This is a genomic window from Bacillus sp. LLTC93 (genome assembly GCF_002993125.1).
Taxonomy (GTDB): Bacteria; Bacillota; Bacilli; order Bacillales; family Bacillaceae; genus Bacillus; species Bacillus zhangzhouensis.
Genome location: NZ_PVME01000002.1, coordinates 140,570 through 165,836, shown reverse-complemented (window position 1 = coordinate 165,836; position 25,267 = coordinate 140,570). Strand labels below are relative to the sequence as shown.

Below are 25,267 nucleotides of genomic sequence, written 5' to 3'. Positions count from 1 at the left end.
GAGAATGGAAGTTGGAGCATCGGTTTATTGACGACAGTTTATCACTACATACAGATCTTTATCAAATTAACATGGCAGAAACGTATTGGAGAGACGGCATTCATGAAAAGAAGGCAGTCTTTGAACTCTTCTTTAGAAAGCTTCCATTTGACAATGGCTTCGCTGTATTTGCTGGTTTAGAGAAAGCGGTTGAATATTTATCGGACTTCTCTTTCACCGAAAGCGATCTTGCGTATTTAAAAGATGAACTCGGTTATAAAAGCGATTTCATTGAATACTTAAGCGGGTTGTCCTTTACAGGTACACTTCATTCAATGCGAGAAGGCGAAATTGTCTTTGCGAATGAGCCAATTATGCGCATCGAAGCAACACTAGTTGAAGCGCAGCTCATCGAAACGGCACTGCTCAATATTGTGAATTTCCAGACGCTGATCGCAACAAAGGCGGCTCGGATCAAGGGAATCATTGAAGATGAGACAGCATTAGAATTCGGAACAAGACGTGCGCATGAAATGGATGCAGCCATGTGGGGAGCAAGAGCGGCACTGATCGGTGGATTCCAGGCTACAAGTAATGTTCGTGCAGGGAAACGCTTCAATATCCCAGTATCAGGAACACATGCCCACGCGCTTGTACAGGCCTATCGCGACGAGTATACCGCATTTAAAAAATACGCAGAAACACATACAGACTGTGTCTTTTTAGTCGATACGTATGATACCGTCAGATCAGGCATTCCGAATGCGATTAAAGTTGCGAAAGAATTCGGAGACAAAATCAACTTCATTGGTGTCAGACTTGATAGCGGAGACCTTGCATACTTGTCTAAAAAAGCTAGAACGATGCTGGATGAAGCAGGGTTCCATGACGCAAAAATCATTGCATCAAGCGATCTGGATGAACACACGATTATGAATTTAAAAGCACAGGGCGCAAAAATTGATGTGTGGGGTGTTGGGACAAAGCTGATCACAGCATTTGATCAGCCAGCCCTCGGTGCTGTGTATAAGCTTGTGTCGATTGAAGAGAACGGCAAGATGAATGACACCATCAAAATTTCATCTAACCCAGAGAAAGTCACAACACCAGGCCGTAAACGTGTGTACCGCATTATCAATCAATTGAATCATCACTCGGAGGGCGACTACATTGCTCTTGAAGAGGAAGATGTTCAAAGCGAAGATAAGCTGAAAATGTTTCATCCTGTGCATACATTTATCAGCAAATTTGTGACAAACTTTGTGGCAAAGGATCTTCACGTCCCAATCTTCGAACAAGGAAAACTTGTGTATGATAATCCGGATATTCAAACGATTCAAGCCTATGTGCAGGACAGTCTCGGACTCTTCTGGGAGGAGTACAAACGAATCAGTAAACCAGAAGAATATCCAGTCGATTTGAGTCAAAAATGCTGGGATAATAAGATGCAATTTATCCATGATGTGAAAAATAAAATCAAAAAAGAGCTTTATGAAAGCTAAGTGTGGAAGAAAAGGAGATCATCAAGCCGGATGGTCTCTTTTTTTTCTTTTGACCGGTTCAAAATGAACCATTGGGGCAATCATTTGGTATACTGAAAGCACATCTTGTTTGTCATTGCATAAAGGAGGATTGGGGCAGTTGAGGGTGTTTGTTGCGAGACAGCCTATTTTTAACAGAAAAGAACAAGTCGTATCATATGAGCTGCTTTATAGAGATAGTGAAACCAATACATATAGCGCTGAAGATGGTGATCAAGCGACAACGGACCTCATTATTAACAGTTTTTTAAACATTGGCATCGAAACACTCACAGAAGGAAAACGATGCTACATTAATTTCACCGAAAGCTTGCTTTCGTCTGATCTGCTCACCTATTTTGATCCGCATCAGCTTGTGGTCGAGATATTAGAAAATGTACCGATTACCCCGGCACTTATTATGAGATGTAAGCAATTAAAAAAATGGGGATATACGATTGCACTCGATGATTTCTTTCTTAACGGAACGCATTTTAGTGACAAGTTGCTTGACGAACTCCTCTATTGCATTGATATTTTAAAAATTGATTTTCTGAAGACAACATCGAAAGAGCGAAGAGATATTCTGAATATATATAAAAAGTATCGACTTCGATTCCTTGCAGAAAAGGTAGAAACGCGAAAAGAATACGAAGAAGCGCTAGAAGCCGGCTTCCATCTGTTTCAAGGGTATTTCTTTAGTGAGCCGCACGTGATATCAGGACGAGCATTATCGACTAGCTTCCATGCGTACCATCAGCTTTTAAATGAGCTAAGCAAGGAACAACCGAATATCCAGACAGTGACACATTTTATTGAGAGTGACCTTTCGCTATCATACCAATTATTAAAAATGCTGAATTCAGGCGGCATGAGACGTCTTTATCAAATTAAGAGTATCCGGCAGGCGATTATCCTGCTTGGGTTTAATGAAATTCGGCGCTGGATCTTTATCCTTTCATTTAAAGAACTGAATGTCCAAGCCAACTCAAGCCAAAAAGAAATTATCAAAATGTCATTCATTCGTGCGAAAACGTGTGAACTCATTGCCAATCATACTGAAAGAGAGCATCCAGCCTCTTATATGCTGACAGGCATGTTTTCACTCATTGATACGCTTGTCAGGGCAGACATTACAGAACTTGTGAAAGAGCTGCCGCTTTCTGATGAAGTTGGCGAGGCACTTCTTGGCTATGAAAATGATTATTCTTTTGTGTTAGACGTTGCCAAACGTATTGAACGAAATGAATGGGATGATGAGATGTTAGATGGGAATCTCCCGAAGCAAGAAGCCTATGGCTGTTATATAGAAGCCATTGAATGGTGTCATAAAATGTTTGAATCTTAAGCGTGTAGATAAACCCTCGTATTCGACTGCAGGACTGCGCTCCGGTGTTCATCCTTCCTTCTTAGACTTCAAGGGTTTTCAAATCACGCTAACAAAGAAGCCGCTCACGTCAGAGCGGCTTTTCTTTGTTATCCCCACTGTAGAAGCAGAAAAAGCCTGCTCGAAGTTAGAGACAAGTAGATGCGAATGCCTTCTGGACTAAAGCGGATATCAATATTGCTTTTCACACCGATTTGCTTCAGCATTCGGATGACACTTGTCGTATCAGAGCGTTCAGCAGCCTCCATAATTCGTTGCGCAAATGAAAGCGAGCTGGAAATCTGCTGTGTAATGAGTGAAGCATCAGCAACAAGACGGGCTGATTCCTTTGCGGCTCGTTGAAACGAGTGGGCATCTACTGGAGGAAAAGTCATAGGCGTGCGCGGGTATGCACTGTTCATTGCGGGAACCTGCAAAGTAGGATAAGGAACATAGTAAAACACATGGTCACCTCTTCTCTCATTGAAGTGAAATTGGACGGATATCTGTTCTAAATGTATGTAGAAAATCAGAATAAAGAATCAAAATGATCTTTCTATCTTTGGAAATTCATCATAAAAATAGGTATTTTTGCGGTCAATTTCGGTGAATGTCGCCAAAAAATTGCGGTGTCCACAGTAGAGTCTGTCGTCTGACCTATGCCACGTAAAACCGAGGATACGGAAGGGATCGTATGTTCTATTGTGAGAGAAGTGTGACGAATGATGCCTATTCTTGTCGCGAAAATGACGCAATTCCTTTGAAATTGAGATAAAAGTATGATTTGAAAAGTCAGAAAATGATGAAAAAAGACCTATTGAATTTTGCGGTATCACGCACACATTTTGTGCATACTTTTCGGTGAAAAAATACTCAATAGCATTTACACTGTTAGTAACAGATCAAATACTTATGACCCAATCACCATACACAAATACATTGATCTTCCAAAAAAGGAGAGTGGAATCGATGGAAAAGTATGAAATCGAAGAACTTAAACAATTATTATGGAAACTTGAAAACGAAATTAGAGAAACAACGGCTTCTCTTCATAACATTAACAAAAGCATTGATCAATACGACAAATATGAATATGTGAAAATTTCTTAAAGACTTGATAACCATCAAGTCTTTTTTTTATCCAAATACATACAAAAAAAGGATATATTATTATATAATTGTTAAATAGTGATGTCAGTGGACATTTACTTATTTCTTTTTAGTAAAATAAGAGGCGAGAGGGTGAGGTACAAGACCGAGTATGCTAAACTATCTAGATAATACAAAAATCAAGCAGAATATGTCTGATTTTATTCAACGTGCAGTCAGACAGAATGATTTACAAAAGCTGCTTCTCGAATTTACAGATATAAAGAATGAATTTCCTCTTGGTCAATTGGCTTACCAGCATTATGAGGCATTTGGCGGACAAGACAAGCGAGCGATTACACAATTGGCAGCAGGGATTGAACTTCTCATATTATCAGCCGATATATTAGATGATATTGAAGATCAGGACAATGATTCGTATCCTTGGATGAAGCGTAAGAGCGGAATTGCGATTAATGCGGCGAATGTTCTTTTTACATTGAGTTTTGAGGTCTTTTCAAAGCTTGACCATGCAACAGAGCTGTTAAACAGTGTATATTCCTATTCCATTCAGTCAATGCAAGGGCAGCATATGGATATGACACTGGAGCCGGAGAATGAGCAGGATTGTTTAAATATCATGAAGTTAAAGGCAGGATCACTGTTTGTATTACCCTGTGTACTGGGGGTTATTTTGGCGACAGGTTCTTTTGAGAAGAAAGTAGAAGAGTATGCTTATTATCTAGGAATGGCAGAACAGCTTGAAAATGACTATTTAGGTCTTTTTAATAAAGATAATACTGATTTTAAAAGAATGCAAACATTACCGCTAGTATATTTAAAAAATGAATTTAATCTATCCAGTTCAGACTTGCTCAGTTATTTTCAATCAATGGATAAAAGCTTCGGTTCTGAAGAATTAAAGGATAAATTAAAAAAATCTGGTGCTCAACAATATGTATTTATTATGAGAAACCTTCTCAGAAATAAGTTTAAAGAAGCATTCAAGAAACTACATTTAGAGGCTTCAAAAAAGAAAAAACTGATACTTTTTTTAATTGGAGATGGAGAAGATGAAAATTCAGGAATTGGTTAGTTATTTAGTGGAGAATCCTTCAACATTAAATCAAATCGTTAATGGGAACGCATCATTGCTTCACGTTGATCAAGAAACTGCAAGTATTATTGTTGACGGATTCCAGAAAGAAGATGTTATTAAAGCAATCATATGGGCAACTGCTTGAGTAGATAAATATTATGAGAAAGTTTTACTCTAAGTTAACAGTTATATTAGTTATCCTTAGCTTCATCTATGTGATTTACATCTCTTATATCAACGTATTTAATATTTTTGTTGGAGCAGCTGTTAAGGAAAATAGTCACGGTCAACTTGAGGTAGTGGATGTCGATAATTTTACAGATAGCTATCTAGCTGGAGTTAGGAAAGGCGATATCATACTTGAAGTGAATGGGAATAAAAAACCAGTTGAAGAAGTTAAAAGAGGTTTTTTAGCTAATGTTAAAAGTTTAGTCGTTGATAGACATGGTGATAAAATTGATTTAGAGAATGTAAGGTTATTGAGTCAAGCGAATCTATTTATTTATCTAATACCAGTCATTCTTTATTCCATCTGTCTATTTTGTATATTTATGATTTTAAAAATGAATAAAGCAAACCAAAAAGAGTCAGCTTATATTTTAGCTTTATTTCTTTTGGCGGTGTCTATAGGTTATGTAAGTTCTGGTGGTTCTGGAAAAGGAGAGGCTATCAGTCGTATTCTTGTAATCGTTACAATGAATAGTGTACCTCCACTATATATGCACTTTATGTATCAATATTTAAAAGAATTAGGAACAGAAATTATTCGTCGTCGAGTTCTTTTTTATTTGTATCTAGTTCCAGTTACTAACGTTTTATTAGTTTTATTCTATAAAAATAAAGCAGGACCAGTAGATCTATTAGCATATGTCAATTTACTTTCATTTTTTGTTCTGGCTTTCCTTTCGATTATTATCACTATAAGGGCTGCTAAAAAATTGAAAGACAATGAAGTCAGCAATGTACTTCGAGCATTTGCACTCATTTTAATCTCAGCATTCAGTCCGTTCATGCTATTTTTTATCATTCCTTATTTTTTTGGTATATATTTTATTTCACCTTATGTTGTTGCATCGTTTGTTCTTTTAATTCCTTTTTTCTTAGTCTATCAATTTATGTCAAATAAGCTGTATAATGTTGATTTCTTTATGGGGAGGATTAAATACTACGGTTTTTTAGCGATTACACCAACAATACTAGTGGTTGTTATTTTTGATTTTATTCAAAAGCCAAATGCAAATTTCTATACAGTGAAATTTACGATTATCACGTACATTCTTATGCTCACCGTCTTCTACTTTAAAGAAATTATCGATTTCCGTTTTCGATTGAAGCGTTTTTCAGAGAAGCATAATTATCAGGATAGTGTATTTAAATTTACACAGCTTATTCGTGAGGCGTCATCACTTCATCAAGTATTGTATCATTTAAAATACACCATCTTAGAAGTACTAGTTGTGAACAAAGCCTTTGTGCTTGAAGTGAAGGCAGATGGACAAATTGTTGAAATTGATGAATCAATAGAAGAAAGCCAGCTATGGAAAGATTATGTGGATCAATTTCAAGATATTTTGGGTGAAGTTGGTAAAATCATCGGGTTGGATAAAGGATTCATGATGAAAATTGGTGAGCGGGGCGGTCACTCGTTTGTGATTTGCTGTTTATCTAATTTACGGACACCTAAGCTGACCCGCGATGAAATTTCATGGCTGAAAACATTGGCATTTTACACAAGTGTCAGTTTAGAAAATGTCGTCAAGATCGAAGAACTGATGGAGCATCTGGAGGATTTGAAACAGCGTGAAGCCAATCCTGCTTGGCTGAAAAAGATTATGTTTGCGATGGAAGAGAAGCAGCGCTCAGATTTAGCGAGGGATCTTCATGATTCTGTGTTGCAGGATTTGATTTCACTGAAGAGACAGTCCGAGATGTTCTTAACCAATTTCCAAAACAACCAATGCCCAACATCTATTGAAAATTCATTGATCTCATGGAATGAACAAATGTCTAAGGTGATTCAAACCACGAGAGAAACATGTCATGAACTTCGGCCGCAGTTGCTTTATGATTTAGGTTTAGTGAAGGCGATATCGAAGCTAATTTCTCAAATTCAAGAGGAAGCACCGTTTCATATTAGACTGAATACGACACGCTTTGATAAAGAGCTGGACATTGATATTGACTCCCAGCTCAATATTTACCGGATTGTTCAGGAGTTGTTATCCAATGCCTTGAAACACTCTCAAGCCAACCAAGTCTTAGTCATGCTCATTTGTATAAAAGATCAGGTTGTCCTGCATTACGAGGACGACGGAGTAGGTTTCGATGTAAGCCAGCTTGATCAGCATACGAGAAGCATGGGCCTTTCAGGCATAAGGGAAAGAGTCAAGGCGTTAAATGGTAAGCTTCAAATTCACACAGCCCCCGAAAAAGGGCTCAAGGTGAAAATTGAAATGGAATTGTAACGATTTATTAAGGATTAAGACTTGGCATCTGCCAAGTCTTTTATATAAAATGGAAGTGAGTGATTTAAAGGGAGGAAGACATGAAGAAGATATTGGTCATTGATGATCATCCGGCTGTCATGGAAGGGACAAAAAGCATATTAGAATCAGATCAGCAGTTATCAGTTGATTGTTTAAGTCCTGATGCAGAAGCCGCCTTTTTAAAGACGCATGACTTTTCCATCTATGATGTGATTTTGATGGATTTAAATCTCGGGGATATCAATGGAATGGACATTGCGAAACAAATTCTAGAAACAAACCAACAAGTGAAAATTATCATTTATACCGGGTATGAAGTGGATGATTATTTTGAAGAGGCCATTCGGGCTGGATTGCATGGTGCAATTAGTAAAACAGAGACAAAAGACAAAATTATTGAATACATACACCGTACATTGCAAGGAGAAGTTGTCATTCAGCTATCCTATTTAAAGAAATTAATTTCACAGCAGCAAGAAAAGCCAGAACAGGCGCAGCAGACCGATCACGAGCTGTTAACAGAGCGAGAGTGTCTAATCCTCAGAGAAGTGGAAAAAGGCTACACGAACCAAGAGATTGCCGATGTGCTTCATTTGAGCAAACGCTCGATTGAATACAGCTTGACCTCCATCTTTAATAAGCTGAATGTCGGATCTCGAACAGAAGCGGTGTTAATTGCAAAATCTGAAAGTGTGCTGTAAACGAGTGAAGGGAGAGGGCATTGATGATGGATGTGAGTGGATCAAATACACTGCTTGAGGCACTGGGTATTGAGATTGTAGAGTGCAATGAGTCACGATGCATTGCGACAATGCCGGTTGATCACCGAACGAAACAGCCATTTGGCTTACTGCACGGAGGAGCATCTGCTGCTCTAGCAGAAACGGTGGCGAGCTTGGGGGCTGCCGCTCATTTAGACTTAACTCAGCAGGTTTGCTCAGGTATTGAAATCAATGCCAATCATTTAAAATCTGTACGTGATGGAGTGGTGACAGCGACAGCTGTTCCTGTACATGTAGGGCGTCGTACAATGGTATTTCAAATCGATATAAAAGATGATCGAGACCGGCACATCTGTACCTCAAGATGCACACTTGCTGTCATTGATCGCATATAAAAAAGCTCCCGGTGCAGCGGAAGCTTTTTTTTAGGGTTTGTTGAGCGATAAAATTGATATTTGAATCTTTTCTTCGGTAGAAATAAATGAAGGACCTAACATGTTAGGTCCTTTTTTATTCGTTTATCCATAAAAGGAAGTACAGCGGCTTTTATAAATAAGAATCTTCTTTCCGCTTAATCACAAAGTTACGAAAACCGCCATAATCATCTTGAACACTGCGTTTGTCCATCTTGACTCCAGTATTGTAGGCGGCTCTTCCGATCAAATGAGCGCCGACTGGAGCTGTCAGGAAGATAAAAACGATCCCAAGTAGGATTTTCGCAGAGATGATGCCTGCAAGAAACCATTCATGAAAGAATACACCTACTAAAATGAGGACAACGCCAAGTGTCGATGCTTTTGATGCAGCATGCATACGTGTGTAAACATCCGGCAGACGGAGTACGCCAATGGCCGAAATCAGACAAAGGATGGCGCCCAGCATGATAAAGAAAATGACAATAGCTTTAGCGATGACGATCATTTTCAATCACTTCCCCTTTCTCAAGGAATTTGGAAAAAGCGACAGTACCAATAAACGCAAGGATGCCGAGCAGTAAAATAATTTCAAAGAATGTTGTGGTTTTCAGTAAAATTGAAACGATGGCTGTCATCCCAATTAAATTGATTCCTATCGCATCAAGCGCACTCACGCGATCAGGAATAGAGGGCCCTTTAATGACCCTTATGACAAAAAGCAGGGTAGATAGTGCGAGAATACCAAGTGCAATTTGCAAAATGAGTTCCATTACTTACCGCTCACCTCCTGAATCGCTTTTTCAAATGAAACCCGAATATCGTGAATCGCTTTTTCAGCATCTTCAATATCCATGGCATGAATGTATAAAATCGAGCGATCGTCCGAAATATCAATGACCAGTGTACCTGGTGTCAATGTAATCATATTAGCTAGTATGGTGATTTCCCAATCCGTTTTTAAGTCCGTACGAAAGGCGAAAATACCAGGCTTAATCTTAAGCTTTGGAGATAATACCGTCTTTAATACACTCAAATTGGCAAGAAGCAGCTCTCGAATAAAAATCAACACGAGCTTGAAAATAGCGTAAAGGGCATAGCCGTAAAAACGCTGCGGGAAGAATCGCCGCAGCATAAAAATGGCAACCATTCCTAGTACAAAGCCTGATACAAAGTCCGCGGCTCTGTATGTATCATTCATAAACATCCATGTAAAGGCGAGGAGAGCATTTAATAATATTTGAAAGGCCATGTTTATCTACTCCTTCAGCACAGCTTGAATATATTTTTCTGGTGTTGAAAGCATTTCCGCAGCTTGATTGATATAAGGGGCAATGAACTCTGTCCCTAATCCAATCGCAAGCGATAAGACAACAAGCAGTACGCCAGGGTACACCATGCCTCTAATTGATGGCTTTCTTCTACGCATATCCTGTTCCTCGCCCCAAAATGCGAGCATGAATATCCTCATAACAGAATAGAGGACAAGAAGACTGGACATTAAGACAAGGATAGAAAACGTCATGTGTCCAGCAGAGAATCCACCTTCAACAATTTTTAGCTTTCCAACGAACCCACTCAGCGGAGGAATTCCTGCAAGGGATAAAGCCGATATGAAGAACATCCAGCCGAGCAGAGGCTGGGATTGAATCAGCCCGCCCATTTTTTTGAGATTGTTTGTGCCAGCGTACACAAACAGTGCACCTGCCAGCATAAATAATGCGCCTTTGATCACCATATCGTGAATGAGATAATAAATGGCGCCTTGGAGTGATGCAGGTGTATTGGCTGCAATTCCAAACAAAATGACCCCAACAGCTGTGACAATGTTATAAATCACGATTTTTTGCACATCAGAATAGGCGATAGACCCAATCACACCGAATATCACCGTTAGTGCGGCAAGCCAAGCCATGAGCGTGTGTGTGAATCCTGTATCATGTATAAAAATTAACGTAAAGACTCTGGCAATCGCATATAAGCCTACCTTTGTCAGCAGTGCGCCAAATAGAGCCGAAATCGCTGCGGGCGGTGCATGATACGATCCTGGCAGCCAGAAATAAAGCGGGAAGACCCCAGCTTTTAAGCCGAATACAATGAGGAATAGGATCGAAATGACTGTGATCAACCCTGTTTGCCCGGATTCAGCTATTTTCACACTTAAATCAGCCATATTCAGTGTGCCGGTGACTGCATATAAACAAGCCACACCGACAATAAATAATGCCGATGAGATGATATTAAACACTATATATTTCAATGATTCACGAAGCTGAGGCTTTGATCCGCCTAGCACAATGAGCATGTAAGACGCCATCAGCAGCAATTCAAAGAATACAAACAGGTTGAAAATATCTCCCGTTAAAAAGGCACCGCTGACGCCAGCTAACAAGAACTGTACGCCGGAATAATAGAACAGTCGCTCTCTTTCTTTTCCAATCGTTTGAAAGGAGAAGAGAATTGTGACAAGTCCAACAATTGAAGCAGTCAGCACGAGTAGTGCCGCGAACTGATCGGCCACAAGCGCAATCCCAAATGGTGCTTTCCAGCCGCCCAAATAAAGAGTTTGTATACCACCTGTGAAAATCGTTTGGACCAAATATAAATTACATATAATGGCTGAAAGAGACGCAAAGACACTAAAGCCTCTCGACAGCATGATGTTCTTATTCATAAAAATCAATAGTGTCGCGGATAGTAATGGAATCAAAATAGGCAGGATCACGAGATTATTCATGCTGATCATTTCCTCTCATTTGATCCATGTCATCTGTTCGCAGCTCTTGGAAGGCACGGAAGGCCATGACGAGCAAAAAGGATGTCACACCAAAAGCAATGACAATGGCTGTTAAAATTAATGCTTGTGGCAATGGATCTACATAGGATGTGAGCCCCTTTTTTAAAATAGGAGGTGCTCCTTTTTTCAAGCCGCCCATTGTTAATAGAAGCAAATGGACGCCGTGACTCAAAACGGCAGTACCGACGATGACCCTTAGAAGGCTTTTTGAAAGCATTAAATAGGTCGCCGCCATAAAAATAATTCCGACGATAATAGACATTAGAAATTCCATTATTCCTTCTCTCCAATCGTTTGAATAATGGTCATGGTGACACCAACAACAACTAAATACACACCGATATCAAACAGTACGGCAGTCGCCAGCTCTGTTTTCCCTAGAAACGGTAGTTGGAAATAATCAAATGCATGGGATAGAAAAGGGGCACCGAATAGAAATGATCCCATTCCTGTCAGGATCGCAACGAGCAGCCCAGTCGCTGCAACATAAATAAAGTTAAACGGGAGAATGCGTCTCACTGTTTTCAGGTCATAGGCTAAGAGCAGAAGGACGACAGCCCCAGCACTCATCAAGCCGCCAATGAACCCCCCGCCAGGATTGTTGTGTCCCGCAAGAAATAGGTGAAGTGAGAAAAGCAAGATGATGAATGCTGTGATTTTTGTTGTGACTTGTAAGAGCATATCATTCGTATCAATCTTTCTCATCGTCGCACTCCTCTCTTCCGTTTTCCTTGAGCTTTTAATAACCCATAAATACCGAGTGCCGCAATGGCGAGCACGGTAATTTCAAAGAGTGTATCAAAACCCCTGAAATCTACAAGAATGACATTGACAATGTTGTCACCGCCTGCAAGCTTGTAGCTGTTTTCAATAAAGTAAGTTGAGATTGTGTCAAGTGACTGCTGACTTGTGGAAGCGAAAGCTAGACAGGTGACAACAACTCCAACGCCTAATGAAATGATCAAATTGGTCAATTTGAACCTTCTCGTTTTTTGCTTCAAGCTCAGCTTTGGCAAATGATAGAAGCAAAGTAGAAACAGCGCAACAGAAATCGTCTCAATAATCAACTGCGTCAGCGCAAGGTCAGGTGCTCTGAAAATCACGAAGAATAATGACAGCGTGTACCCCATGACACCTAAAGCAATAATGGCTGTTAAGCGTGAACGAGCGAATACTGTGGTGACAGTTGCCGCCACCATCACAAGTGAAAGGATGGCTTCATACGTGCCGATTGGTGCAGCCTGCTCCGTTTTGAATGAGAAGGCTTGCTGATAAAACATCACGCCGCCAATGACGATAATCATGAACCCAAACACATAGACAAGATAGTCACGCAGAAAACCAGTCATATAACTGTTTGTCAGGCGATATGAGCCTTTTTCTAAGCCTGTCAACGAACGATCATATAAAGCGTTAAATGACCACTTTTCTTTAAAGATGTTGTACATTGGACGCCATTTTGATAGCGTCAAATAGCCGATCGTGCCGAGCGCAACAACACCTATTGTCATATAAAGCTCTGGCTGGAATCCATGCCATGCTTCAATTTTCACAGCAAAACGACTTCCTGTTTCAATGGCTTCAGGAATGATCGCAGCAATCGCGGGTTCGATGACAGAATAGGCAAGAATATTAGGGAAAAAGAAGAAAGTGACCACAAGTGCAGCTAGAATGATTGGCGGAATCAGCATGCCAATCGGTGCTTCATGCGGTTTTTTCTTCAATTGATCTACATTCAGACGACCTCTAAATGTTTTAAAGACGAGCATCATACTATATATGAACGTAAACACACTAGCGAGCCAAGCGACTGCTGGGAAAATAGCACCCCATGTTGAAACGTCAGTAAAGCTGATGTCAGAGATCCGTATCATACTTGTGAAAAATAGCTCTTTACTTAAGAAGCCATTAAATGGCGGAAGTCCGGCCATTGAGAATGTACCGATTAACGTAATCGTAAAGGTAATAGGCATGATGGTCATTAATCCGCCTAACTTCCGAATGTCACGAGTACCCGTTTCGTGATCGATAATACCAGCTGCCATAAAGAGACTGCCCTTAAAGGTAGCATGGTTAATGAGATGAAAAATAGCAGCAAGAACGGCTGCGCCAAAAAAGGCAGGATTGTTTTCATGAATCGCAGCTGCGCCTACTCCAAGCATGAGCATAATCATGCCGAGCTGACTAACCGTCGAATAGGCCAGAATGGCTTTCAAATCGTTTTGCCGGACGGCGTGGAATGATCCCCAGAATAATGTGATAAGTCCGACGATAGAAATGGTCCAGAACCATACTTCTGATATAGCAAAGATTGGACTGAAGCGGGCAACAAGATAAATGCCGGCTTTCACCATAGTAGCAGAGTGCAGATAACTGCTCACAGGGGTTGGTGCTTCCATTGCATCAGGCAGCCAGATATAGAATGGGAACTGCGCTGATTTCGTAAAGGCACCTAGTAAGATCAGGATCATGGCAGGAATAAAGTAAGGTGATGCCATAATGAGCTGAAGCTGATTGACTGCTTCACGAATACTGAATGAATCAGTGATCAGGTAGATGAGGATAAAGCCGCCAAGCATAGCTAATCCGCCAAAAACAGTAATAAGCAGTGACTTGGTTGCTCCGTAACGAGAGCGTTCACGCTTATACCAATACCCAATTAAGAGGAAGGAAGAGATACTCGTTAGCTCCCAAAACAAGTAAAGAACCACCATGTTGTCAGAGAGAACGACACCTAGCATTGCGGTCATAAACATTAATAAATACGTATAGAAAGAGCCAAGCTGTTCCTTTTCCTTTGATAAGTAGAAAATACTGTACAACACCACGAGTGCGCCAATACCTGTAATTAATAAAGCAAATAACAGGCTAAGGCCATCTACATACACAGTGAAATTCATCCCTAGAGAAGGAATCCATTCAGCCTGTGAGAAAAGCGTTCGTCCATTCGAGGTGATATGAAGCATTTGGATGAAATAGGTAAATAATAGAATGGGCAAGATGAGAACAAACCATCCCGTATGTATACGCCTTACATATTTAAAAAGGAAAGGTACAACAAAGGCAAGTAAAAAAGGTGATAGGATGGCGAAGTGAATAAGCTGCAAGAAAATGAACCTCCTTTGATCAATATAAATTCACGTTCTAAAGAACTGGTAATTAAAATTATAGCGTAAATACAGCCATAGTGCATTGGTTTGAACTGATTTACTGCAAACTGCATTTATTTTGAGTTCTTTTGACCACAAAAAATATTTTATCAAAAATAAAACTCGTTGTATATTGTTTTGTATTTCGTACATGCTTTTCTTAAAGGAGCTGATCAAATGAAACGAAAGATCGCCATCAGCTTAAGCATATTCTGCACGATTTTAGGAGGAGCATTCTTGATTGACCGAAATGATCAAAAAAGGTGGCAAGCAGGGAGTGAATGGCCATTATTTACAGAACATCTTCTCCACATGACCTATCAAGAAGCCAAACAGTATCCTTTTCAGCCTCGAGAATATGTACGAATTGTATTAGCTGATGACTGAGATCATATAGGAGAAAAGAAATATAAAAAAAGCATGTGCTCTTTGAGAGCCCATGCTTTTTAAGTTGTATTTTTTAAGTAAACATTCTAAGTAAGATCGTTGCGCAAATAACAGTTGCTGCCCCGCCAAGACGTGTAGATACTTGTGCGAAAGGCATGAGACCCATTCTTCCAGAAGCTGAAAGGATCGCAACGTCACCAGTACCGCCTAGTCCGCTGTGGCAGCCAGTCACAATCGCAGATTCAACTGGATACATGTTCATTAATTTCCCAACGAAGTAACCAGAACCAACCATTGCTAGTACAACAGAAATACATACGCATACAAATGGAATAGAGATCACAGTTGCTACATCATCAAGCGGAATGTACAGAATGCCAAGACCAACCATAAGAGGCCATGTGAAGCTTCTTGAAACAAACTTGTAGAACTGCTGTGAGCCATTTTGCAGATGCTGAGGCATCACGTTTAAGTATTTGATTAAAGCTGCAAGAACAATCATTAAGATTGGACCTGGAATATGAACAAAGCTTTCTAACAAACCACCAAAGATGAAGGTTGTACAAGCAACGAGTACACCTGCACCCATTAAACCGAAATCAACTTTTGCATCCATATCTGGCTGCTCGAAAATTTCGTTTGCTTCTTTCGATTTCACAAGACGGCCATTCCCGTTCAATTCAGGACGTTTTTCACCAAGCTTCTTCATTGCGCCAGCACAGATAATGGCAATGACGTTCCCAATAACAGCAGCAGGAATTAATTGAGAAATTAATGACTCTGCTGATACACCAAGAATTTGTGAATAAGCAATAGATAATGGCAGAATCCCTTCTCCAACACCACCGGCAATAATCGGTACAATGATAAAGAAGAACGAATGATGCGGTGTGTAACCAACTAAAAGACCAACAAGAATTCCGGCACTCACAGCTGCAATTGTACCTGCAACAAGAGGAACAAACATACGAATAAGGCCTTGTACTAAAACCGTTCGCTGCATCCCGAGAATACTACCTACTACAAGAGCAGAAATATAGAAGTAAAGGAAGTTAGACGTTTTCATAAGAGACGTAACCGCTTCCAATGAGTTCGGATTCAGAACATTAAAAAAGACCAGGAACGATGGTACGAATAAAGAAAGAATCGCCGGTCCACCAATATCTTTTAAGATTGGAATACGTTGTCCTACATCTCCAAGGAAAATCCCCAAAATCATAATAACAGCGAAACCACCAAGCATATTTGCTGGAATTTTATTAAAATAAGCGGCAGTTAAAATAATCGCTGCAAGTACTAAATACACAGGAAGATCAATAACACCAATTTTCCAAGACATGATCTTTCGGAAAACGCTTTTATTATTGTCAGAATCATTTGTAATCGATTTCAATTGTTGTGCATTAGCCACGTAAACACCCCCAAATGCTATTTGTCTCAATTGTAGAAGATTCAATGACACTCTTCTATTTATTAAACTAAATTAAGTGTAATAAAAGTAAAATAAACAGGAGGTTTTATCGTTTTTATCATACAAAAATCCCCTGAAGATAGCTTGTCCTTCAGGGGATTGATCATACATTGTATTTATCGTTTTCCTTTTAAATAGGGTGTGCCAAGTGCTTTTGGTGCATCTGCACGTCCGATGAAGCCAGTAAGTGCTAGGATCGTAAGCACATATGGGGCAATGAGCATGTACACGTTCGGTATATCTTGAAACAGTGGTAAGAGAGAGCCAATGATGCTTAAACTTTGTGCAAATCCAAAGAATAAAGCAGCGCCCATTGCGCCAAATGGATGCCATTTACCGAATACAAGCGCAGCTAAAGCGATGAAGCCTTGACCTGTAATGGTTGCATGTGAGAAATCAAGCGCGATGGTCGAAGCATAAACCGCTCCGCCAAGACCGCCAAACAGTCCACTAATGAAGACGCCAATATAGCGCATCCGGTACACTTTGATCCCCATTGTATCAGCAGCCATTGGATGCTCTCCAACTGCACGGAGACGAAGACCAAACGGCATTTTAAATAAAACGAACCAAGCAACAACCGCAAGAACTAATGCGAGTATGGATGTATAATAGACATCTTTAAAGAAAATATCACCAATGATTGGAATATCACTTAAAAGGGGAATATCTCCTTTATAGAAAGGCTCTGTAATTTTATCAGTTTGTGCTTTCCCGTAAATGAGTTTCACGACAAACAGTGTAGCGCCAAGCGCAAGCATGTTAATGGCAACACCACTGACCGTTTGATCAGCTCGAAATGTAATGGTCGCAACAGCGTGAATAAGTGAGAACAATCCGCCAATGGCCATTCCGACGAGAAGCCCAAGCCACGGGGTCAAGGCCCCAAACGTATCAGCAAAAAATAAGTTAAAGATAATACTTGAAAATGCTCCGACGACCATCAAACCTTCAAGACCGATATTGACAACACCTGATCTTTCTGAAAAGACGCCTCCAAGAGCGGTTAAAATAAGTGGTGCAGCATAAACAAGTGTAGCTGGGACGATGATTTCAAGAATTTGCAGAAATCCCACTTATTTTCCCCCCTTTTTCTTCATTTGTTGAATGACAAGACGGATAATATAGCTTGAGGCGACGAAAAGAATAATGATCGCAATGACAATATCAACGACCTCAGTCGGAACGCCAGATTCAAGCGGCATGTTTAAAGCACCGACCTTCAAACCACCAAGTAATAGTGCAGCAAGTACGACACCAATGGCTGTATTTCCGCCTAATAAAGCGACGGCGATTCCATCAAAACCTACGCCAGTAAACGAGCCTTTGATGGAGGCATATTCAAACGTGCCAAGCCCTTCCATAGCGCCTGCAAGCCCTGCAAAGGCACCTGAAATGAGCATTGCATAAATGATATTACGGCGAACGTTCATGCCGGCATAATGTGATGCCTGCTGGTTCATCCCAACAGCTCGCAATTCAAATCCTTTAGAGGTTTTTTGAATAATGACCCACATCACGACCGCAGCAATAATGGCAACAAAAATCCCGTTATGCATACGTGAGAAATCGGTTATTTGCTCAAAAAATCCAGAGCGAAGTGATGCAGTGGCATCAATTTTTTCTGTTTTATCTTTATTGTTTGTTAAGACATTTGAGATCAAATAGTTTGTGACATGAAGGGCAATGTAGTTCATCATGATGGTGACAATGACTTCATGCACATAAAAACGTGCTTTTAAAAATCCAGGAATAAAGCCCCATAATGCACCAGCAGCAGCTGCGGTGATGAGTGCCAGCGGCAGATGGATATACATAGGTGCATGGACGGTTGTTCCGATCCATACAGCAGCTACCCAGCCAATGAGCATTTGACCTTCTACCCCGATATTAAAGAGGCCTGTCCGAAATGCAAAGGCAACAGCAAGTCCTGATAAAATATAAGGTGTCACTTGTCTGATGGTTTCTCCCATATAATAGGTTTCACCGAAGACGCCATTCCATAGGGCGCCATAGCCTTCGATGACACTATAGCCGCTTGCAAGCATAATAATGGCCCCAACGAAAAGACCAAGTACAATGGCTATAAGCGGAATCAGCAGATTTGTTAAGCGATTAGACATTTGCTTCTTTCCCCACTTCCTGTTGCGTACTTCCAGCCATTAATAGACCAAGCTCTTGCTCTGTTGTTTCTTTTGGATCAACAATGGCAATAATGCTGCCTTCGAAAATCACAGCAATCTTATCACTAACATTGATAATTTCATCAAGCTCAAAGGAGATGAGCAAAACGGCTTTGCCTGTGTCTCTTTGTTCAATGAGACGTTTATGAACAAATTCAATCGCACCAACATCAAGTCCTCGTGTCGGCTGAGCGGCAATTAATAAATCAGGATTTCGGTCAACTTCACGGCCGATAATGGCTTTTTGTTGGTTACCGCCTGACAGGGCGCGTGCTTCTGTATATTCACTCGGTGTCCGTACGTCATATTCCGCAATGATTCGTTTTGCTTTTTGATAAATGTTTTTCATATTCATCAAGCCAAACTTTGAGTAAGGACGCTGATAATATGTTTGTAAGGAAATATTTTCTCCAATTGAAAAATCGAGCACAAGTCCGTGCTTATGACGGTCTTGTGGAATATGTCCAATACCAGATTCGGTGACCTTACGAGGCGGGAGATTATGAATGGCTTTCCCGTTTAGCTTGATCGTGCCGGATTCTGATTTTTTCAGACCTGTAATGGCTTCAATTAATTCAGATTGACCATTGCCATCTACCCCAGCAATTCCTACAATTTCGCCAGCCTTCACTGAGAGGTTCAGATGTTTGACTGCTTCGATTCCTCGTGCGTCTTTTACTGTCAGATCTTGAATTTGAAGCACTTCCTCAGCAGGAGAGGCTGCTTTTTTGTCTGTTTTAAAAGAAACCTCCCGGCCGACCATTAAGCTTGCAAGCTCGTCTTTATTGGTGCTTTCCACATCAAGTGTACGAATGCCTTGGCCTTTTCGAATAATGGTGACGCGATGACAGGCATCCATAATTTCTTTCAGCTTGTGGGTAATTAAAATAATGGATTTGCCTTCATTGATTAAGTTTTTCATAATTTGTATGAGTTCTTTTATTTCTTGAGGTGTTAAGACGGCTGTTGGTTCGTCGAAAATCAAAATGTCAGCGCCACGGTAAAGTGTCTTTAAAATTTCTGCACGCTGCTGCATGCCAACAGAGATGTCAGATACTTTTGCGGCAGGATCTATTTTCAAACCATAGCGGTCAGAAAGCTCTTGCACTTGCTGTATGGCTTGTTCTTTATCAATTTTTCCAAACTTCTTTGGTTCTTTCCCTAAAATGATGTTTTCAGCAACAGTGAATGTATCGACAAGCATAAAGTGCTGATGCACCATTCCGATGCCTAAATCACTTGCATCATTTGGACTAGAGATGGTAACAGGTTTTCCGTGTACCTTGATTTCACCTTTTTCAGGCTGATATAGTCCGAAAAGTACGTTCATGAGCGTTGATTTTCCAGCGCCGTTTTCACCAAGCAGCGCATGAATTTCGCCCTTTTTTAGCTGTAGCGTAATGTTGTCGTTTGCTACAATGCCAGGGAATTCTTTGCGTATATTCAACATTTCAATGACATAATCCACAGGTTTAACCGCTCCTTTTTTAGGGTGCTGATGAAGATAAAAACTAGCAAAAGAAAAGCTGCAAAACAAGGCTGCAGCTTTTCTTTTACCACCTTTTACGAATAAAGAGGAGGTAAAGGAGAGGCAAGGGGATAAGGCGTGCTTATCCCGATGCTCAAATTAAGCTTTAAAATCTTTTAGTTCATCACGTGTTGCAGGGATTTTGACTTCGCCCTTGATGATCTTTTGTTTCCATTCTTCTACTTTCTTCAATACATCTTTGTCAAGGTTGTCCTGAGATGGAGAGATGTCAACGCCGCCTTCTTTCAGACCGTATGTGATCACTTCGCCGCCAGGGAATTTACCTTCTTTTGCTTTCGTCGTTAAATCTTGTACCGCTGTGTCTACTTTCTTAATCATAGAAGTAAGGGTGACACTTTGCTTTGTTCCAGGTACTTTTCCTTCGTCATACTGGTCTTTATCTACACCGATGACCCAAACTTTACGGTTAGGATCAGCTTTTTTCAGGTTTTTCGCTTCTGTGAAGACACCAGTTCCAGTGCCACCAGCTGCATGATAAATGATGTCGACGCCAGATTTGTACATGCTTTCAGCTGTTGCTTTACCGATGTCTGCTTTATCAAATGCACCAGCATATTTCACTTCAACTTTTGCTTTCGGGTTAGCTGCTTCAACGCCTGCGCGGAATCCAACTTCGAATTTTCTGATTAATTCAGAGTCAACGCCGCCAACAAAACCGATTTTGTTCGACTTTGTAGAAAGAGCAGCTGCAACACCAACAAGGAATGATCCTTCGTTTTCGTTAAACATAATGCTTGCTACGTTGTCTTTTTTCACTACTGCATCAACGATACCAAAGTGATTTTTTTTGCGTTGATCTGCGATTTCACTAATAGAATCTTGCATTAAGAAACCAATTCCATAAATCAGGTCGAATTTCTCACGAGCAAGTGTGTTTAAGTTTGTTGTATAGTCAGCGTCTGATTTAGATTGTAAGTAATCAAAGCCATTTTTACCTTTTGTTAAATTGTTGTCTTTCCCAAATGCTTGTAGACCTTCCCAAGCTGATTGGTTAAACGATTTGTCATCGACACCACCGACGTCAGTTACCATTGCAACAGTGAATTGATCTTTATCTTTTTTGTTTTCACCGCTGTTTGAGCCAGAGTTGCCGCATGCTCCAAGGATGGTTCCTGCTGCTACGACTAAGGACAATGCTAGTCCAATTTTGCGCTTCTTCAAAACATAACCCCCTATAAAATTTAAAAGTTTCAGAAAAGTCTCGCGAAAAATGACCGATCCCTCTCTTCTCTTCCTTGTGAAAAGGGTATTTTATCCTGCTTTCTCATGAAACTTATGGAGTGCAGGAGAGAAGATGTAAGACATCAGACTTATATCTCGTTGAACTAATCAATCATAATTTATCATTTCCCATAGAATAAATAAATAGAAATTTGTTTTATTTTTAAAAAAATGTTAAAAGGTTAAATTCGATGTCTTTTTATAGGCTGAAATATGATATAATGCCGCTTTTGCAATGTGCTCTATTACAGTGGAACCACTGATATCAAGGGGTTTGTTACATCTTATGCCATAAAAAAACATCTGGCCTTTGTGAAGGTCAGATGTGTCAAATTATAGATATTGCTGAATCAAATTCATATTGCTTGTATTGAGTTTATATTGGAAAACAGGACGTCCAATTGTCCCGTACGCCATTTCCACATCAACTACTTCGATGTCCTCAAGGAATTTCAAATATTTTCTAATTGAGACTTGAGAGATTTCTGTATGATTGGCTAGGTCTTCGGTCGTGAAAGCTTGCTGACCAAATGATTGAATGCTTGTCCAAATGAGTTTTAGGGTGCTTTTGGTCAGGCCTTTTGGCAGAAGGACTTTTTCTGCCTCCGCTTTTTTATGAAAGAGCTTCGCATCTAAATCATTTTGCGAGATGCTATTCATGGATTGGTACAAGGCGTGTTTTCTTTTATACTCTGCCAAAGCTGATTGGAATCGTTCGAACTCAAAGGGCTTGATTAAATAATCAACGGCTCCGTTTCGCATCGTTTGCTGCACAACGTCGACTTCATTGGCAGCAGAAATGACAATGACATCAACGGAATGATTTTGCTGACGAATTTCTGATAATAGTGCCAGTCCATTTTGTCCAGGCATATAAATATCGAGCAGTACAAGATGAATGACTTCTGTTTTTAATAAGTCTAGTGCCTTCTGAAAGGAGGTGGCGATCCCCTTTAACTCAAAGCCATTTATTTGGGTCAGGTAGCGTTTGTTTAGCTCCCCAACCATTGGGTCATCTTCTACTATTAACACATTAATCATGTGAATCCTCCTTTTGTTTATACGGAATGCGGAGACTAAAGGTCGTTCCTTCTCCTTTTTCACTCGTAACAATCATATGTCCGTTCAATTTTCTGATGCTTTGGTCAACGAAGTAGAGCCCGAACCCTCTGTCTTCTCCTTTTGTTGAAAAGCCTTGATCAAACATGATGTTCTGTTCTTCTTTTGTCAGACCGACACCTGTGTCCGTAATTTCAATATGAAGCTGCTCCTGGACGTATCGGAATGAGATCGAGATGTTTTTGATATCTGTATGAGAAACAGCATCGAGTGCGTTATTTAACAAGTTGCCAATAACGGTAATGAGATCATGCGTCACTGCTGGGTCTTCTGTGTTTGGGACTTGTGTGCTGCAAATAACTTCTAAGGTAGCGCCTTGTTCCCTGATGTAGCTTTGTTTTCCTAGTAAAAATCCTGCTAAGACAGAGTTTTTCACATGGTTGATGATTTCATTTGTTTCTGTTTGCTGATAAATCGCAATATCTTTGATATAGGTGCCAAGGTCATCGTAATTTTTGAGCTGGACCAATCCTAAAATCACATGAAGCTTGTTCATGAATTCGTGTGACTGGGCACGAAGGGCATTGGCATACATTTTGACGCCGCTTAGCTGCTCAGCGAGGTGTTTGACTTCTGTTTTGTCACGGAAGGTAGCAATCGCTCCAACAATCTCACCTTTTACCGTAATCGGCACCTCGTTAAAGACAAGTTCCAGTCCATTCATTCTCACGTCACGATCAAGCAGAGGCTTGCGTGTTTCAATCACTTGCTTTAAGCCGCTTGAAGGGAGGAGAGTCTGAACATCTTGTTCTCTAGGGTCAACTTGAATGCCCATATTATGAAAAAGGCGTTTCGCTTCTAGATTGGCGAGCTTAATCTTACCGTGCTGATCAACGGCAAGAATGCCTTCTTTTGTTGATTCTAGCATGGCGCTTCGTTCTTTTAATAATGTGGCGATTTCATCTGGCTCCAGTCCAAACATAATCTTCTTCACTTTTCGTGCAACAATGAGTGCACCAATAATGCCAGATAGAAGGCTAAGCGATGTGACGAAGTAGAGTGGGAGTAAGCTTTGGTGAATAATCAAGTCAATTTCCTTTAACGTAATCCCTACTGCCACAGCCCCGAGCTGCTTTCCATCTTGATCATAAACAGGAACAAAAGCACGCATGGACCTGCCTAGTGTTCCAGAAGCTGTACTAATATGTTCTTTTCCCTGTAATGCTGCTTTTTCATCACCGCCAGCAAACGGCTTTCCGATCTTCTGCGGATTCGGATGTGTTTTGCGGATGCCGTTCATATCCATGACGACAACAAATTCAGTTTTGGTGATTTGCTGAACACTTGTTGTATATTTACGCAGTGCTGAGTATGAATGCTTTTCTAATGATTTCGCCGTGATCGGTGCCTCTGCGACCATTTTGGCAGTGGAGAGGGCAATGTCACGTTCCTGCTGATGAATGTTCTTGGCTGTTTCCGACCATATCGTAAAGAATGTGATACAAAGGGAGATCAGGACAACGATACAGACAAAGATCGTCAGCCGTGTTTGCAGTCTTAAAGTTTTTTTCACGAGTATACCCCTAACGCACGATTTTTTCGTAATAGTAATACTTTAACGGGAAAATGTAAGTTTGTGAAGGAATGTACGTGCAAAATCACAAATTTGATTTTGTTCCCAGTTTACGTTGAAAGCATCTTGTCAATCCGTTTTAAGTGAGCCATAATAAATGTGAGCTTATGAGAAAGGAACTATTTATGAAAAATACATATTTGACTGGATATTTTCCGCTGATTTCTATTTTACTATTCAGCTCTGCTTTTTCGATTTTTACAGTAGGCATCATCACTGATTTCTTGACTCAGGCAGGTATTTTAAAAGGAATGCTGGAGTTCTTTTCAGAACAGGGCATTCGTCTTGCTCTCTTTGCCGCATGTGCACTTGTTTATTTTATGATCTTATCTGCTTTAAAACTGATTGCAGATACGGTTTTAGAGTTGGCTTTACTCTTTTTCGCAAAGGACCCTGAAGGGGAGAACTTAAAGAAGATTCGGATTGCATCCGTTGTTTATTTGTTTGCCAGCTTACTTGCATTTCTGTTGACACAGCAGCTTATTTTGCTTGTGGGACTTTTTGTTTTAGCAAGTCTTGTCTATTTTATCTGGGTTGTCGTCCGCATTTATCAATCGCTTTCTATGCTGAATTTAATTGGATTTATGATGTTTATTTTGCTATTTTGGGCCACGTTTTTGATCGGCATTTTGTACTTATTTATTAAGCTTTATAACAGTGTGATGGCGAGTCTGCCTGCTTAAACAGACGAAAGAAAGCATCCTCCGATAATGGAGGATGCTTTCTTTATGGAAGAAACCGTTTTTTGATATTAGGTGTAGGCATCATACAGGATGTTTTTTGACCAAACCATTTGTAGCGATTTTTCGCGATCAGCTGATAAAACCAATCACGGATTGGACGCGGTATGGCGAGGAGCAAATAGCTCCATCTGTATATGCCTTTTAAATGCCGTGCAGCTTTTAAAATGCCTGTCGACTTCATATAAAGGGTGCCTTCTTCAATATAAATAAATGAATTGAACTCATCTAAAGGCAAACCATGTTCTTGTAAAATTCGCTGCCCTGTATCTGATTGTAAAGAAGCAAACATCATCCGCTCATTCGGATCGCGCTTAATCACAAACTGAACAGCACCGCTGCACACGTTGCAGACACCGTCAAATAAAATTAAATGGGGTGGATGTGTTGAATGCATCGCAATC

The 25,267-nt window shown here is 40.3% G+C and carries 26 protein-coding genes; 10 read left to right on the top strand and 16 right to left on the bottom strand.

What is annotated here, in order from left to right:
- The first annotated feature begins 11 nt into the window (after positions 1–11).
- Together C6W18_RS06135 and C6W18_RS06130 are read left to right on the top strand one after the other, a co-directional pair.
- On the top strand, positions 12–1,481 hold the full coding sequence (locus tag C6W18_RS06135) for a nicotinate phosphoribosyltransferase (protein ID WP_034317142.1): 1,470 nt from the start codon (positions 12–14) through the stop codon (positions 1,479–1,481).
- A gap of 139 nt (positions 1,482–1,620) precedes the next feature.
- Positions 1,621–2,847: an EAL and HDOD domain-containing protein gene (locus C6W18_RS06130; RefSeq protein ID WP_105926687.1), complete on the top strand. Its 1,227-nt coding sequence runs from the start codon at positions 1,621–1,623 to the stop codon at positions 2,845–2,847.
- Positions 2,848–2,975: 128 nt separating this feature from the next.
- Here C6W18_RS06130 and C6W18_RS06125 read toward each other — a convergent pair whose 3' ends face one another.
- Positions 2,976–3,329 (bottom strand): YuzC family spore coat inner layer protein, encoded by a 354-nt coding sequence (locus C6W18_RS06125; protein WP_034317148.1) that lies wholly within the window; start codon positions 3,327–3,329, stop codon positions 2,976–2,978.
- A gap of 505 nt (positions 3,330–3,834) precedes the next feature.
- Here C6W18_RS06125 and degQ point away from each other — a divergent pair.
- The 6 genes from degQ (at position 3,835) to C6W18_RS06095 (ending at position 8,656) form a co-directional block, all read left to right on the top strand.
- Positions 3,835–3,975, top strand: coding sequence for a degradation enzyme regulation protein DegQ (degQ, locus tag C6W18_RS06120; protein WP_003213123.1), 141 nt, complete (start codon positions 3,835–3,837; stop codon positions 3,973–3,975).
- Between the two features lie 151 nt (positions 3,976–4,126).
- Positions 4,127–5,050 (top strand): polyprenyl synthetase family protein, encoded by a 924-nt coding sequence (locus C6W18_RS06115; protein WP_105926685.1) that lies wholly within the window; start codon positions 4,127–4,129, stop codon positions 5,048–5,050.
- Positions 5,028–5,198 (top strand): competence pheromone ComX, encoded by a 171-nt coding sequence (gene comX / locus C6W18_RS06110; RefSeq protein WP_034317154.1) that lies wholly within the window; start codon positions 5,028–5,030, stop codon positions 5,196–5,198. The genes C6W18_RS06115 and comX overlap by 23 nt, the downstream gene beginning before the upstream one ends.
- A gap of 13 nt (positions 5,199–5,211) precedes the next feature.
- On the top strand, positions 5,212–7,518 hold the full coding sequence (locus tag C6W18_RS06105; protein WP_105926683.1) for a sensor histidine kinase: 2,307 nt from the start codon (positions 5,212–5,214) through the stop codon (positions 7,516–7,518).
- Positions 7,519–7,598: 80 nt separating this feature from the next.
- Positions 7,599–8,240 (top strand): two-component system response regulator ComA, encoded by a 642-nt coding sequence (gene comA / locus C6W18_RS06100; RefSeq protein WP_058013793.1) that lies wholly within the window; start codon positions 7,599–7,601, stop codon positions 8,238–8,240.
- 26 nt (positions 8,241–8,266) lie between these two features.
- On the top strand, positions 8,267–8,656 hold the full coding sequence (locus C6W18_RS06095; protein WP_034317162.1) for a hotdog fold thioesterase: 390 nt from the start codon (positions 8,267–8,269) through the stop codon (positions 8,654–8,656).
- Between the two features lie 151 nt (positions 8,657–8,807).
- On the opposite strand, the gene mnhG is transcribed toward C6W18_RS06095, so the two are convergent.
- The 7 genes from mnhG to C6W18_RS06060 are packed head-to-tail and all read right to left on the bottom strand — an operon-like array spanning position 8,808 to position 14,578.
- Complete coding sequence (gene mnhG, locus C6W18_RS06090) at positions 8,808–9,182, bottom strand: monovalent cation/H(+) antiporter subunit G (RefSeq protein WP_034317165.1); 375 nt, start codon at positions 9,180–9,182, stop codon at positions 8,808–8,810.
- Positions 9,166–9,447 (bottom strand): Na(+)/H(+) antiporter subunit F1, encoded by a 282-nt coding sequence (locus C6W18_RS06085; protein ID WP_034317167.1) that lies wholly within the window; start codon positions 9,445–9,447, stop codon positions 9,166–9,168. Before C6W18_RS06085 ends, mnhG begins: the two co-directional genes overlap by 17 nt.
- Complete coding sequence (locus C6W18_RS06080; RefSeq protein WP_034317170.1) at positions 9,447–9,926, bottom strand: Na+/H+ antiporter subunit E; 480 nt, start codon at positions 9,924–9,926, stop codon at positions 9,447–9,449. Before C6W18_RS06080 ends, C6W18_RS06085 begins: the two co-directional genes overlap by 1 nt.
- Positions 9,927–9,932: 6 nt before the next feature.
- Positions 9,933–11,411, bottom strand: a complete 1,479-nt coding sequence (locus C6W18_RS06075) for a Na+/H+ antiporter subunit D (protein WP_105926681.1) — start codon at positions 11,409–11,411, stop codon at positions 9,933–9,935.
- Complete coding sequence (locus C6W18_RS06070; RefSeq protein ID WP_105926679.1) at positions 11,404–11,745, bottom strand: Na(+)/H(+) antiporter subunit C; 342 nt, start codon at positions 11,743–11,745, stop codon at positions 11,404–11,406. Before C6W18_RS06070 ends, C6W18_RS06075 begins: the two co-directional genes overlap by 8 nt.
- Positions 11,745–12,176 (bottom strand): Na(+)/H(+) antiporter subunit B, encoded by a 432-nt coding sequence (locus tag C6W18_RS06065; RefSeq protein WP_034317176.1) that lies wholly within the window; start codon positions 12,174–12,176, stop codon positions 11,745–11,747. The genes C6W18_RS06070 and C6W18_RS06065 overlap by 1 nt, the downstream gene beginning before the upstream one ends.
- Complete coding sequence (locus C6W18_RS06060) at positions 12,173–14,578, bottom strand: Na+/H+ antiporter subunit A (protein ID WP_105926677.1); 2,406 nt, start codon at positions 14,576–14,578, stop codon at positions 12,173–12,175. The genes C6W18_RS06065 and C6W18_RS06060 overlap by 4 nt, the downstream gene beginning before the upstream one ends.
- 219 nt (positions 14,579–14,797) lie before the next feature.
- Between C6W18_RS06060 and C6W18_RS06055 the strand changes: the two genes are divergently transcribed.
- Positions 14,798–15,007, top strand: a complete 210-nt coding sequence (locus C6W18_RS06055) for a hypothetical protein (protein ID WP_034317182.1) — start codon at positions 14,798–14,800, stop codon at positions 15,005–15,007.
- A 73-nt stretch (positions 15,008–15,080) separates the two neighbouring features.
- Here C6W18_RS06055 and C6W18_RS06050 read toward each other — a convergent pair whose 3' ends face one another.
- The 7 genes from C6W18_RS06050 to malK form a co-directional block, all read right to left on the bottom strand.
- Positions 15,081–16,418, bottom strand: coding sequence for a 2-hydroxycarboxylate transporter family protein (locus C6W18_RS06050; RefSeq protein WP_034317186.1), 1,338 nt, complete (start codon positions 16,416–16,418; stop codon positions 15,081–15,083).
- 176 nt (positions 16,419–16,594) lie between these two features.
- The gene (locus tag C6W18_RS06045; protein WP_050944038.1) at positions 16,595–17,554 is read right to left on the bottom strand and encodes an ABC transporter permease; all 960 of its coding nucleotides are present in this window, start codon (positions 17,552–17,554) and stop codon (positions 16,595–16,597) included.
- Complete coding sequence (locus C6W18_RS06040) at positions 17,555–18,601, bottom strand: ABC transporter permease (RefSeq protein ID WP_105926676.1); 1,047 nt, start codon at positions 18,599–18,601, stop codon at positions 17,555–17,557. It lies immediately after the preceding gene.
- Positions 18,594–20,129 carry an ABC transporter ATP-binding protein gene (locus C6W18_RS06035; protein ID WP_105926674.1) on the bottom strand — a complete coding sequence of 512 codons (1,536 nt, stop codon included), beginning with the start codon at positions 20,127–20,129 and terminating at the stop codon, positions 18,594–18,596. The genes C6W18_RS06040 and C6W18_RS06035 overlap by 8 nt, the downstream gene beginning before the upstream one ends.
- A gap of 159 nt (positions 20,130–20,288) precedes the next feature.
- On the bottom strand, positions 20,289–21,371 hold the full coding sequence (locus tag C6W18_RS06030) for a BMP family lipoprotein (protein WP_105926672.1): 1,083 nt from the start codon (positions 21,369–21,371) through the stop codon (positions 20,289–20,291).
- A 393-nt stretch (positions 21,372–21,764) separates the two neighbouring features.
- Positions 21,765–22,472 (bottom strand): response regulator, encoded by a 708-nt coding sequence (locus tag C6W18_RS06025; protein ID WP_105926670.1) that lies wholly within the window; start codon positions 22,470–22,472, stop codon positions 21,765–21,767.
- Positions 22,465–24,063 (bottom strand): malate sensor histidine kinase MalK, encoded by a 1,599-nt coding sequence (gene malK / locus C6W18_RS06020; RefSeq protein ID WP_105926668.1) that lies wholly within the window; start codon positions 24,061–24,063, stop codon positions 22,465–22,467. The genes C6W18_RS06025 and malK overlap by 8 nt, the downstream gene beginning before the upstream one ends.
- Positions 24,064–24,248: 185 nt before the next feature.
- On the opposite strand from malK, the gene C6W18_RS06015 reads away from it, so the two are divergent.
- Positions 24,249–24,806 (top strand): YufK family protein, encoded by a 558-nt coding sequence (locus C6W18_RS06015; RefSeq protein WP_034317205.1) that lies wholly within the window; start codon positions 24,249–24,251, stop codon positions 24,804–24,806.
- Between the two features lie 43 nt (positions 24,807–24,849).
- Here C6W18_RS06015 and C6W18_RS06010 read toward each other — a convergent pair whose 3' ends face one another.
- Complete coding sequence (locus C6W18_RS06010; protein ID WP_034317207.1) at positions 24,850–25,260, bottom strand: thiol-disulfide oxidoreductase DCC family protein; 411 nt, start codon at positions 25,258–25,260, stop codon at positions 24,850–24,852.
- Between the last annotated feature and the right edge of the window lie 7 nt (positions 25,261–25,267).

Bases quoted from the DNA above. Each gene is read 5' to 3' on its own strand.
- degQ (WP_003213123.1), top strand. From the start codon at position 3,835: ATGGAAAAGTATGAAATCGAAGAACTTAAACAATTATTATGGAAACTT.
- C6W18_RS06115 (WP_105926685.1), top strand. From the start codon at position 4,127: ATGCTAAACTATCTAGATAATACAAAAATCAAGCAGAATATGTCTGAT.
- comX (WP_034317154.1), top strand. From the start codon at position 5,028: ATGAAAATTCAGGAATTGGTTAGTTATTTAGTGGAGAATCCTTCAACA.
- C6W18_RS06105 (WP_105926683.1), top strand. From the start codon at position 5,212: ATGAGAAAGTTTTACTCTAAGTTAACAGTTATATTAGTTATCCTTAGC.
- comA (WP_058013793.1), top strand. From the start codon at position 7,599: ATGAAGAAGATATTGGTCATTGATGATCATCCGGCTGTCATGGAAGGG.
- C6W18_RS06095 (WP_034317162.1), top strand. From the start codon at position 8,267: ATGGATGTGAGTGGATCAAATACACTGCTTGAGGCACTGGGTATTGAG.
- mnhG (WP_034317165.1), bottom strand. From the start codon at position 9,182: ATGATCGTCATCGCTAAAGCTATTGTCATTTTCTTTATCATGCTGGGC.
- C6W18_RS06085 (WP_034317167.1), bottom strand. From the start codon at position 9,447: ATGGAACTCATTTTGCAAATTGCACTTGGTATTCTCGCACTATCTACC.
- C6W18_RS06080 (WP_034317170.1), bottom strand. From the start codon at position 9,926: ATGGCCTTTCAAATATTATTAAATGCTCTCCTCGCCTTTACATGGATG.
- C6W18_RS06075 (WP_105926681.1), bottom strand. From the start codon at position 11,411: ATGAATAATCTCGTGATCCTGCCTATTTTGATTCCATTACTATCCGCG.
- C6W18_RS06070 (WP_105926679.1), bottom strand. From the start codon at position 11,745: ATGGAATTTCTAATGTCTATTATCGTCGGAATTATTTTTATGGCGGCG.
- C6W18_RS06065 (WP_034317176.1), bottom strand. From the start codon at position 12,176: ATGAGAAAGATTGATACGAATGATATGCTCTTACAAGTCACAACAAAA.
- C6W18_RS06055 (WP_034317182.1), top strand. From the start codon at position 14,798: ATGAAACGAAAGATCGCCATCAGCTTAAGCATATTCTGCACGATTTTA.
- C6W18_RS06040 (WP_105926676.1), bottom strand. From the start codon at position 18,601: ATGTCTAATCGCTTAACAAATCTGCTGATTCCGCTTATAGCCATTGTA.
- C6W18_RS06025 (WP_105926670.1), bottom strand. From the start codon at position 22,472: ATGATTAATGTGTTAATAGTAGAAGATGACCCAATGGTTGGGGAGCTA.
- C6W18_RS06015 (WP_034317205.1), top strand. From the start codon at position 24,249: ATGAAAAATACATATTTGACTGGATATTTTCCGCTGATTTCTATTTTA.
- C6W18_RS06010 (WP_034317207.1), bottom strand. From the start codon at position 25,260: ATGCATTCAACACATCCACCCCATTTAATTTTATTTGACGGTGTCTGC.